11 protein-coding genes are annotated in these 11,083 nt (G+C 49.4%); 4 read left to right on the top strand and 7 right to left on the bottom strand.

The features are described 5' to 3' along the window. Together LUQ50_RS00970 and LUQ50_RS00965 are read left to right on the top strand one after the other, a co-directional pair. Nucleotides 1-1,306 (top strand): PAS domain S-box protein (locus LUQ50_RS00970; protein ID WP_300034808.1); only part of this gene is annotated, 1,306 nt, incomplete at its 5' end. Next, the gene (locus LUQ50_RS00965) at nt 1,303-1,689 is read left to right on the top strand and encodes a sensor histidine kinase KdpD (RefSeq protein ID WP_300034805.1); all 387 of its coding nucleotides are present in this window, start codon (nt 1,303-1,305) and stop codon (nt 1,687-1,689) included. The genes LUQ50_RS00970 and LUQ50_RS00965, both read left to right, overlap by 4 nt. Nucleotides 1,690-1,710: 21 nt before the next feature. Here the strand turns inward: LUQ50_RS00965 and trpA are convergent, their stop codons facing one another. Genes trpA through LUQ50_RS00930 form a run of 7 tightly spaced genes read right to left on the bottom strand, consistent with a single transcriptional unit; the run spans nt 1,711 to nt 8,145 of the window. Continuing rightward, the gene (gene trpA, locus LUQ50_RS00960; RefSeq protein WP_300034802.1) at nt 1,711-2,508 is read right to left on the bottom strand and encodes a tryptophan synthase subunit alpha; all 798 of its coding nucleotides are present in this window, start codon (nt 2,506-2,508) and stop codon (nt 1,711-1,713) included. Then, nucleotides 2,505-3,686 carry a tryptophan synthase subunit beta gene (trpB, locus tag LUQ50_RS00955; protein ID WP_300034799.1) on the bottom strand — a complete coding sequence of 394 codons (1,182 nt, stop codon included), beginning with the start codon at nt 3,684-3,686 and terminating at the stop codon, nt 2,505-2,507. The genes trpA and trpB overlap by 4 nt, the downstream gene beginning before the upstream one ends. Next, nucleotides 3,683-4,243, bottom strand: a complete 561-nt coding sequence (locus LUQ50_RS00950; protein WP_300034811.1) for a phosphoribosylanthranilate isomerase — start codon at nt 4,241-4,243, stop codon at nt 3,683-3,685. Before LUQ50_RS00950 ends, trpB begins: the two co-directional genes overlap by 4 nt. A gap of 11 nt (nt 4,244-4,254) precedes the next feature. Further along, nucleotides 4,255-5,040: an indole-3-glycerol-phosphate synthase gene (locus LUQ50_RS00945; RefSeq protein ID WP_300034796.1), complete on the bottom strand. Its 786-nt coding sequence runs from the start codon at nt 5,038-5,040 to the stop codon at nt 4,255-4,257. Next, nucleotides 5,037-6,062 carry an anthranilate phosphoribosyltransferase gene (gene trpD / locus LUQ50_RS00940; RefSeq protein WP_300034793.1) on the bottom strand — a complete coding sequence of 342 codons (1,026 nt, stop codon included), beginning with the start codon at nt 6,060-6,062 and terminating at the stop codon, nt 5,037-5,039. Before trpD ends, LUQ50_RS00945 begins: the two co-directional genes overlap by 4 nt. Next, nucleotides 6,062-6,637 (bottom strand): aminodeoxychorismate/anthranilate synthase component II, encoded by a 576-nt coding sequence (locus LUQ50_RS00935; protein WP_300034790.1) that lies wholly within the window; start codon nt 6,635-6,637, stop codon nt 6,062-6,064. Before LUQ50_RS00935 ends, trpD begins: the two co-directional genes overlap by 1 nt. Beyond that, nucleotides 6,634-8,145 carry an anthranilate synthase component I family protein gene (locus LUQ50_RS00930; RefSeq protein ID WP_300034787.1) on the bottom strand — a complete coding sequence of 504 codons (1,512 nt, stop codon included), beginning with the start codon at nt 8,143-8,145 and terminating at the stop codon, nt 6,634-6,636. The genes LUQ50_RS00935 and LUQ50_RS00930 overlap by 4 nt, the downstream gene beginning before the upstream one ends. 544 nt (nt 8,146-8,689) lie before the next feature. Between LUQ50_RS00930 and LUQ50_RS00925 the strand changes: the two genes are divergently transcribed. Then, nucleotides 8,690-9,829, top strand: coding sequence for a glycosyltransferase family 4 protein (locus tag LUQ50_RS00925; protein WP_300034785.1), 1,140 nt, complete (start codon nt 8,690-8,692; stop codon nt 9,827-9,829). Between the two features lie 72 nt (nt 9,830-9,901). Next, nucleotides 9,902-11,083, top strand: a 1,182-nt coding sequence (locus LUQ50_RS00920; RefSeq protein ID WP_300034783.1) for an aldehyde dehydrogenase, incomplete at its 3' end; no start/stop codon positions are given.

Raw genomic sequence — 11,083 nt, 5'->3', positions numbered from 1 at the left:
TTTCCTCCCTGATGCTACTTTTGTCATCGACAGAGAAGGGAAGGTGATCGCCTGGAACCGGGCTATGGAGCAACTGACCGGATCCGCTGCCATCGATTTCCTTGGAAAAGGTGACTATACATACTCGGTGCCTTTCTATGGGGTACGACGCCCCATTCTTATTGATATTGCCCTTCAGGCAGATTCAGAAACTGAAAAATTGTATGCTGCGATGGATTGGATCGGAGACACGGTCGTTGGTGAGGCATATATGCCAAACCTGGGTAGTGGCACCTCGTACCTCTGGGGTACCGCAACTCCTCTCCGTGACTCACGAGGTGCCATTGTTGGTGCGATAGAGAGTATCCGGGATATTACTGAGCGGAAACGAACCCAGGATGAACTGATCCGGGCCAGAGAAGAGCTGGAGATCAGGGTTGATGAGCGAACTGCAGAGTTAACTCGTGTGAATGCCTCTCTTCAGTCTGAAATCGATGAGCGAAAGCTGGTTGAGATTGCTCTTCGTGAGAGTCAGGAACGATATCGTCGACTGGTCGAACTCTCACCTGATGCCATCTTCGTCCACGACGGGGAAGAGATTGTCTTTGTCAATACAGCAGGCATCAGACTCCTTGGTGTAAAAGATGATAGAAGGATTGTTGGTGTCGGCATCTCTGAAATAGTCAATACGAAAACTTCAGATACCTTCCCTGTGTCTTCAGGAATTATGGGGAACACAAAAGATCCTAGTCAGACATTTGAAGAAGAGTTTACCCGGCTTGATCACACCACCGTAGCGGTAGAAGTTTCTTCGGCCCCGATTGTGTATAAAGGAACTCCGGCAGTGCTGGTGGTGGCTCGTGACGTCACCGAAAGGAAGAAAGCGGAAGAACAATTGCGGCTGCATGCGACAGAGATGAGTGAAAAAAACAAGGAGTTGGATTTTCTGACGAATCAACTGCTTGATATGAATCAGGATTTGGATCTTCGTGTCAGGGAACGGACAGAACAAGTCATCAGACTAATGAAACAGAAAGATGATTTTATCACCCAGATTGGGCATGATCTGAAAACCCCACTCACCCCGCTTCGTGCTCTGTTGCCCTCCCTCATTGAAGATGAGAAGAACCCTGAAATCCGGAATTCGATGGCGGTTTTGCTCAGATCGGTACATTCAATACAGGAACAGACTGATAAGATTCTGACGATAGCAAGGTTGAACCGTGACGATATCATGGCAAAACCTGAAGAGGTTATTCTGTATCCGATCCTTCATGATTCGATCCAGAAGAACTGGCTGTTCGTCCAGAAAAAAATCTGGATGTGACCATTGATATTCCTGATAATCTTTCCATCCTTTGCTCACATGGTGATGCAACAGTGATATTTGACAACATTATTGGTAATGCGGTGAAATACTCACGTGAAGATGGTTCGATATGGATCAGATCATGTCAGGATGGAGAACGGATCTGTGTCCATGTAAAAGATGATGGAGTCGGTCTCTCACCAGTGGAAAAAGAACATGTTTTTGAAGAATTCTATATGGCTGATTCATCCCGTCATGACCGGAGTTCATCAGGACTTGGTCTGGCCATTGTAAGTCGTCTGATCGGATTATACCGTGGAATAGTCAGGGTGGAAAGTGAGGGGAAAGGGAAGGGAACTACGTTTTCAGTTTGTCTTCCCGATCCGAATTATGGTTCGTGAGAATGTCTGTCACTTTTTTTGTTATGGTTTTTTCAGAGTTCTGATATAGGTACCGACCGCTGATACGATTGCATCCGGATCTCCAAGGTTATCTTCGATACGTCTCACTATTGCAGACCCCACAATCACTGCGTCTGCATCATGGTCCGCCCACTCCCTGACTTGTTCGGGTGTGGAGATCCCAAACCCTGGTGCAACCGGAACCGACGTCTTCGTCTTAACCCGTTTGAGCAGATCCAATGCTGTTTGTTCGACACCGGTCCTGGCACCGGTAACTCCCATCACGGCAACCAGATAGATAAATCCTGCAGCTTTGTTAAGAATTCCTGATAATCGCTCGTCTGATGTGGTCGGGCTGACCATCATGATCGGGGCAACCCCTGACTGTTCTGCTGCCTTCGTGAATGGTTCAGACTCTTCGTAGGGGACATCCGCAATTACCACTCCATCAATCCCGGCAGCTGCAGCATCTGTATAAAACCTGGAAATTCCTCTGCGCATGATCAGGTTTGCATAGGTCAGAATGACAATCGGCACCTTGCTTGATGACCTGAATTCTCGCACGAGATCCAGCAGTCTGTCGGTGTTCATCCCTGTATCCATAGCCCTGAGATCTGCACGCTGAATCACGGGGCCGTCTGCGACCGGATCTGAAAACGGAAGTCCAAGTTCGATGATGTCAGCTCCTGCAAGTGCCATCTCCTTCATAATCCGAAGGCTAACTCCATACTCCGGATCCCCGGCAACGGTAAACGCAACCAGAAGTGGTTTTGTATGTGCTGCAAATACCGCTTCAATTGTTTCTTTTCCCGTTTTCATAGTGCAACTCCGTTCTGCTGCATCAGGTCAATCACCTGGGATACATCCTTGTCTCCCCTTCCTGACAGGTTGATCACCAGAATATCATCCGTTTTAAGTGCTGGTACGATCCTCCGTGCATATGCCACTGCATGGGATGATTCGAGTGCCGGGATAATTCCTTCGGTCCGTGACAGGTACAGGAATGCATCCAGTGCTTCGGTATCGGTTACCGCGGTATACATGACTCTTCCTGAGTCTTTATGCATTGAGTGTTCAGGCCCAACGCCCGGATAATCCAGACCTGCTGAAACCGAATGTGACTCCTGGATCTGTCCGTATGAATCCTGAAGGATGTACGAGAAGTTCCCGTGCAGGACTCCCGGAGATCCACCACACAATGTAGCTCCGTGTTTTCCGTCAAGTCCTTCCCCGCCTGCTTCAACCCCGATCAGGGTCACCGCATCGTTCACGAACGGGTGGAACATTCCGATGGCATTTGAGCCACCACCAATGCAAGCAACAATCGTTGTTGGAAGTTTCCCTTCTTTTTCCAGGATCTGCCTCCGTGTCTCGGTGCCGATGACTGACTGCAGATCCCTGACCAGTAAAGGGAACGGATGTGGCCCGACCACGGTTCCGATTACATAATGGGTGTCGCCAACGGATGCAACCCAGTCTCTCATCGCTTCGTTGATTGCGTCCTTAAGAGTTCTGGTACCTGATTGCACCGGAATTACTTTAGCCCCCATCATCTTCATCCGGGCAACGTTGAGTGCCTGCCGCTCAACATCCACCTCACCCATGTAGACCTCAACACTCATCCCAAGTGTGGCACCGGCTATTGCGGTTGCAACCCCGTGCTGCCCGGCTCCGGTCTCTGCGATTAGCCGTGTCTTGCCCATAAACTTTGCAAGGAGTGCCTGGCCGATTGCATTGTTCAGTTTATGTGCTCCTGAATGGAGTAGATCTTCCCGTTTGAGATATACTTTGCATCCCAGATCAGCTGACATATTTCTGCAGTATGTCAGCGGAGTATCTCTGCCGGCAAATTCAGTCAGATAGTGGATGAGTTCACTTTGAAATGTATTCCCCGGCAGAATCTGCAGGTATGCTTTCTCAAGTTCTTCGAGTGCTGCTATGAGTGTTTCAGGGACATAACATCCCCCGTATTCGCCAAATCGTGATGGTAATTTCATGATGATAACCGTGCATTCTGCACAAATGACATGACTTTTCCGGCATCTTTTATGCCCGGAGATGCTTCGACTCCTGATGCCACATCAATGGCATACGGCCGGATCAGTCTCACTGCCTCGGCAACTGTATCGGGTTGGAGTCCTCCTGCCAGGATTACCGGCAGGGTAGTACTGCTGATAATGTTCCGTGCAAATACCGGATCAAATGACTTTCCTTTCCCCTGACTTGCATCGATGATGAGAGCATCTGCTTCTCCCGGCATCGGGAGATTCTTGCCTGGTTCTACGACTCTGATGATTTGAACTGCCCGGTCTTTACTACAGGTATGGGGATACGATATCTGTATCGCGGTCGGGCCAAGATCAAGGATCTCGTCAATCTCTGATCGTGAGTGGGAATGTGAAACACATACCCTTCCCATATACGGGCCTGCTGCCCTGAATATCTCTATTGCCCGTTTTGGTTCAACCGATCGAGGTGAGTCAGAGAAGAGGACTACCCCGATGGCATCGGCCCCGGCACGGTCTGCAAGCTGTGCATCTTCGGGTCTTGTTATTCCACAGATCTTTATGCGTATACAAACCCCTCCAGTCTTCTTTGTGGATTATGTGCTGCCATAATGCTTGACCCTATCAGATACCCGTTTGCATACGGGCGAAGTGTTCTGACATCGCATGGCCAGATGACCCCGCTTTCAGCGATGACTGTCCGGTCTGCCCGCCTGACCATGGGTGCCAGTCTGACGGTGGTCGAGAGATCAGTCTTCAGGTTCTTCAGATTCCTGTTGTTGATCCCGATAAGATCAGCCCCGGAGTCAAGGGCAGTCCTCACCTCCTGCCGGTCATGTACCTCTACGAGAGGTTCAAGGCCTGCCTTTTTTGCGGCCTCCACGAATTCAGATAACTGGTCGCCCAGTACTGCCGTAATCAGGAGAATTGCATCAGCTCCTGCCTGTCTGGTTTCCTGAATCTGCCGCAGGTCAACGATGAAGTCTTTACGTAAGATGGGAATTTGTACCCGATCCCTGATCGTCGGGATGGTGGTTATCGATCCCTGAAAGAAATCGGGCTCGGTGATCACTGACAGGGCACAGCATCCACCACCAATAAGTTCCTGTGACAGTGCAACCGGGTCGATAATCGCCCGGAGATGCCCCCGTGACGGACTTGCCGGCTTTATCTCGGCAATAATTGCATTACGATCATGAGATCCGGTTATCGCTTTCAGGAGACTGAAAGGCTGGTGCTGGTGTGATGACTGGCTCGCGGTATCTACATCCCTGACATCAGATCCACTGTATGGAAGTGCATCAGCCCTTATGGTTGCCGCCTGCACGATCTGATCGAGGATCATGCTGCTCTCCCTGATACGCGAATCAGTTCATCCAGTTTTTCTGTTGCTTTTCCTAACCTGATAACATGGTATGCCTTGTTTACCCCGTCATGGAGATTAGTTGCTTTACCCCCGAGATAGATTGCTGCTCCCGCATTGAGTGCAACAATATCCTGGCATGGGCCTGGTGTTCCGGAGAGCACAGACCTGATTATCGCAGCATTCTCTTCCGGATTTCCTCCTCTGATTGTTTCGTTTCGGGATCTGGCAATTCCAAACTCTTCAGGTGTGATGGTACTGAAATTCAAAGTTCCCTGATTCAGTTCTGCAATGAAGGTTGAGCCGGTGACCGTGATCTCGTCGAGCCCTTCTCCGTGAACCACCATCGCACGCTGCACCCCGAGTTCACGTAATGCATCTGCGACAATCATTACTAGCCCGGGATCGTAGACTCCGATAAGTCGTGCCTGTGCACGTGCCGGGTTCAGGAGTGGTCCGAGGATGTTGAAGACAGTGTAGATACCCAGTTCTTTTCGTACCGGTGCTACGTGACGCATTGCCGGATGATATCGTGGGGCATAAAAGAACCCGATGCCTGTTTCTTCAACGGTTTTCGCTGCTGCTTCTGGTGTCTGTTCGATAGTAACACCAAGTGTTTCAAGGACATCTGCTGATCCGCATCTGCTTGAAACACTTCGATTGCCGTGTTTTACGATCAGAACGCCTGCTGCTGCAGCTACGATTCCTGCTGCAGTACTGATGTTGAATGTCCCTCCTGATCCAGATCGGTCCCCGCCGGTCCCGCAGGTGTCAACCATCATTCCGGAAACCTGCGGAGTTACCGGTACTGCACACTCCTGCATTACTCTGGCAAATGAGGCGATCTCTCCTGCAGTAGCACCCTTCATCCGGAGAGCAGTAAGGAATGATCCTATTTGTGCACCTGTTGCATTTCCCTCCGCAATCTGATTCATCACCGCGGTTGCTTCTTCAGGGAGAAGGTCCTCCCGGGATATCATCCGTTCGATTGCCTGATGGATCATCAGACTCCTCCGGTTGCTAGGAAATTGGTCATGATGAGCCGGCCGGCAGGAGTCATGATACTTTCAGGGTGAAACTGGACTCCGTGGATGGGCAGTTTTTCATGAGAAACTGCCATGATACAGTCATCTCCCTGTGATGTTGCAGTGATGTGGAATTCCCTGGGGAGGGTATTCCGATCTGCGGTCAGGGAGTGATATCTGGTTGCTGTGAATGCCTGGGGGATTCCCTGGAATAATCCTGTTTCAGTATGTGATATTTTACTTGTTTTTCCATGTACCGGTTCATCAAGCCGAACAATCCTGCCTCCAAAGGTATGGATTATCGTCTGGTGACCGAGACATACACCCAGGATTGGAACAACACCCGCATACTGTTCGATGACTTCCCGGCAAACTCCGGATTCTGTAGGGGTACCGGGGCCGGGTGAGAGTATGATCCTGTCCGGGTTTTCCCGCTCGATTCTGCTGATCTCCTGGTCACAGGTTATTGCAACCGGTTCTCCCCCGAGGGTGCCAACAAGCTGATGAAGATTATACGTAAAACTGTCAAAGCAGTCCACGATGGTTACATTCATGTGATTCCTCCTGCTTTCTTCTGATCATGACTGGTTATCTCATGAGCGCTGGCACGGGAGAGTGCGGCGAGCATGGCACCTGCTTTCTGTCGTGTCTCTTCATACTCCCGCTCCGGATTTGAATCTGCAACGATCCCTGCCCCGGTCTGGAAACTAGCCACTCCGTCCCTGATAATAGCGGTCCGGATTGCGATTGCGAACTCGAGCCGGTCATCAAATCCAATGTATCCTACTGCACCTGCATACAGGCCGCGGGCATGGGGTTCTAGTCCGGCAATAATTTGCATTGCCCGGAGTTTGGGTGCACCTGAAACAGTCCCGGCAGGAAAACATGATCCAAGAACATCAAACCGGTCTGAACCGGTGGCGAGTTTTCCGGTCACCTGCGAGGTCAGGTGCTGGACATGAGAGAATTTTTCAACCTCCATAAAGGAACTGACTCTGACTGAACCAAACGATGCTACCTTTCCGATATCGTTTCTTGCAAGATCTACCAGCATCAGATGTTCGGCCTTCTCTTTCTCGTCAGCAAGCATCTCTTCTGCAAGTCTGGCATCTTCTATAGGATCTGCTCCGCGGGGACGGGTGCCGGCGATTGGTACAGTGAAGATATCTTCCCCGTCAACTTTCACGAGCATTTCAGGGCTTGATCCAATAATGGTCTCGTCCCCGAATTCGAGGAAATAGAGATATGGTGACGGGTTTAACTGTCTGACCTCTTCATAAATCCTGAATGGGTCCCCGGTGTATGGTGCATTGAACCTGCGTGAGATTACGGCCTGGAATATGTCTCCCGCCCTGATATGTTCAAGGGTTTTTTCAACTGCGGATTCAAAGGCTTTTTTGCTTATCGGGGAAGTAAGCAAAATCTCCTCAGCATGGTGAACAGTTGGCTGATCAAGGGTTGTGGCTGCTTTGACTTGGAGTACTTGTAAGGCCTGGGAGATGATCTGTGCTGCTGCCTCATCATAGATCCGACGGATGTCATCGCCCGGTCCGATCTTCGGTGATGCAAATATGATACATGTCTGTTTAACATGATCAAGAACTACTCCTGAGTTCGCGACCACGAATTTTCCAATGGGGCAGTGCTCTTCCCTTCCTGCATCGAGATATCCATCGTTCAGATTAGATACCATATCATACGAGCAGTACCCGACTAAGCCACCGGCGAATCCAGCCGGTGCTCTTCCGCAGAGTTGATGTGTTTCCATAAATCTGCGTATCTCCTCTATTGGACCGTCTGATACTCCATTCTTTTCATCGAGGATGAGCATTTCAGCAATGCCTGTCCCGATAATTGATCTGACCGCACGCCTGGGAACTCCTTCCATTGATTCAAGAAGAAAGCCATGGGCTTTCCGGAGGAGATAGTAGAGATCTGCCGGAGAAACTTCAGGAAGCGGGATCGTTATGGTTACTGGTATGAGCCCTGATCCAGAGATTTGATCTGCTATCTGCTTGAAAGCAGCAAATGAGAGATCTGGTGACAGGCATTCTCCTGTCACTGACGACTCCAGTCCACCGGCATCACCTGTTTGTTACAGTTATGAATCGCAATCATGTATTCAAATGTATTGCATTGTACATATTTATGCATTATTGCATCTTTTATTGTATTTAGTTCACTTTTTTTTGATCCCCTGGTTGAGTAACAATTTGTGCTTCATTGGGTAAATTTTGGCGCGTTTGAGAAATCGTCTCTTCCTCTATTGCATGGCAATCTTATTTATATTCAAGATGAGTTTTCTGGGTGGTGAGATTGTGTGGGTTCTCTCGCAACCCGTATTCTGAAAAAATATGGGATACTCTGGAATTTGGAGGTCTGGTTTTGATTAGTGTTCTTATTAAGTTCCAATGTTCTGTTCGAAATGCAATGGATAATTTATATATATGATGGTGTGCTATTGTCTGGTTGTCTCAAAAAAATATTATCTATATGGGGGTTTTCGAATTATATAAAAATCTAACGTAGATTTCACCTGCATCGGTTGATCAAGAAAATGCGGGCAGGTCTCGATTACAGAATTTTGACTAACCTGGACGTGTCGCATGGAACATAAAAAAATTGCATACTTCTGCTGGGAATCACTCTACACTGATCGGGTGGGTGGCCTTGCTAACGCTGCAACCTATCTGGCTCAGGAACTTGCAAAGAAGAATGAGGTTCATTTTTTCACCCGTGGGGATGGTGACTTCACCTTCGGGGGAGTCCATTACCACACGGTTCGTCCCTTTGGGAATAATGTGGTAGAATATTGTCGGAACATGAGTCACATGATGGCGGATCGGTTCCATGCACTTGACACTCCACAATTTGATATTCTTCATTTCCATGACTGGCATGTAACTGAAGCGTTGCATCTGCTTCAGGATCGCAGGACGGTTTTTACGTATCATTCAACTGAGTATGGCCGGAATGGGAACCAGCATGGTAGTTGGTGGGAATACCATGAAATATCCGGAAAAGAGTGGTATGCCGGACTTATCGCAAAACAGGTGACAACGGTATCGGGCATTCTTCGCAATGAAGTAAAGCAACTCTATAATGTTCCTGACTGGAAGATTCAGGTATTTCCGAATGGGGTGGTTCCCGAGCAGTATGATGTTATCCTTGATCAGGGAACGGTAAAACAGGAGATGGGAATTCACCCCTATGCTCCGACGGTGCTGTTCATCGGAAGGATGGCAGTCCAGAAAGGACCTGATCTCCTCCTCAATGCACTACCTCGTGTAAAAGATCAGTTCTGGGGTATGCAGGCGATCATGGCAGGAGATGGCGGAATGCGTCCATGGCTTCAGGAACGAGCTGCTGCTATGGGCCTCCCGGTCAGGTTCCCGGGGTATATCTCAGATACCGAGTATGTACGGTTGCTCACTGCAGCAGACGTTGTGGTCATTCCAAGCAGAAATGAACCATTCGGGATTGTGCTTCCTGAAGCATGGAGTGCAGGAAAGCCGGTGGTCGCCTGTGATGTCGGTGGCCTTCACGAAAACATCGAATCATATCATGATGGAATCCGAACTCAGGTCTCTTCAGATAGTCTTGCTTCCGGAATCTGTGAAACCCTCGATAATATGGAACGGTCACGACGATGGGGAAGAGCAGGCAGGGTAAAAGTCTATCGCGACTTTCAATGGAATGGCATTGCAAACCGGCTTGATATCATGTATGCCGGAGTGAGTGCCTGATAGGTGCCATACCCCCTCTTCATCCTCCCTTGTTAACTCATCTTTTTTGCCCCTGCCACCTGAATCGTGATCATGGAGATACCTGCACAAACCCATGATATGTCAACAGGTCGCGAGATTCGAACAGTTCTCAATCCTGCTACCGGGGAACCGGTAGGGAGCGTCAGCATGGGATCGGCAGAAGATGTCAATGATGCTGTCAAACGTGCAACTGCAGAATATCTTCAATGGGCGGGTAAAGATCCAACTGACCGGGCAAAGGTGCTCTATGGAACCGCGGTTCTGGTCCGCAGCAGACAGCATGATCTCGCAAATCTTCTGACTCGTGAACAAGGGAAACCGCTGAAAGAGTCTACGCAAGAAATCGCAGGATTTGCGAGGATTCTTGAGTACTATGCTTCAATATCCGGAATGCTGCGGGGAGATTATGGTCACTCATCCACCTATGGTCACGCAGTCGTCTCACGCAGTCCAATTGGTGTATGCGGTGCGATCATCCCCTGGAATGTTCCCGCAATTATTATGGGCTGGAAGGTCGGCCCTGCATTGGCAGCAGGCAATGCACTGGTTCTGAAACCTGCAACCACGGCACCACTCACTTGCATCCAACTTGCGTCCTGTCTGGTTGAAGCAGGTCTTCCTTCCGGTATTCTTCAGATTGTGACAGGTCAGGGACCGGTAGTCGGCGAGGCTATTGTTACCAATCCTGATATCAGGACAGTATCCTTCACCGGTGAGGTTACTACCGGAAAACGGGTTGCAACTCTTGCAGCACCATTTTTTAAACGGGTCACCCTGGAACTGGGTGGCAGCGATCCGATGATCGTCTGTAAGGATGCTGACCTTACTGAAGCTTCGAAGGGAGCAGTTGCCGGGAGATTTTTTAACTGCGGGCAGACCTGTACTGCAGTGAAACGGGTCTTTATTGATGCTTCGGTTGAGGATGAGTTTATCAGGAAACTACAGATTTTGATCGGATCATTGAAGGTGGGAAATGGACTTGTGCAAGGTGTTGATATCGGACCGATCCATTCTGATATCCAGTTGAATCAGATATCCGACCAGATCGAACGTACGGTTACCGGCGAGTTCGGTAAGGTCTCAGTGGGGGGGAAAAAACCGGAACAGGATCTTCTGAAGGATGGTTCATTCTTTGAACCAACCCTCCTTTCAGATCTTGATCCCGCTGCTCCCGTTCTTCATGAGGAAGTGTTCGGGCCGGTCATGCCGGTCATGTCCTATGGAACCCTCGAT

This window comes from Methanospirillum sp. (genome assembly GCF_028679455.1).
Classification (GTDB): Archaea; Halobacteriota; Methanomicrobia; order Methanomicrobiales; family Methanospirillaceae; genus Methanospirillum.
The sequence above is the reverse complement of the archived record's forward strand: the minus strand, read 5'-3'. Positions and strand labels throughout refer to the sequence as shown.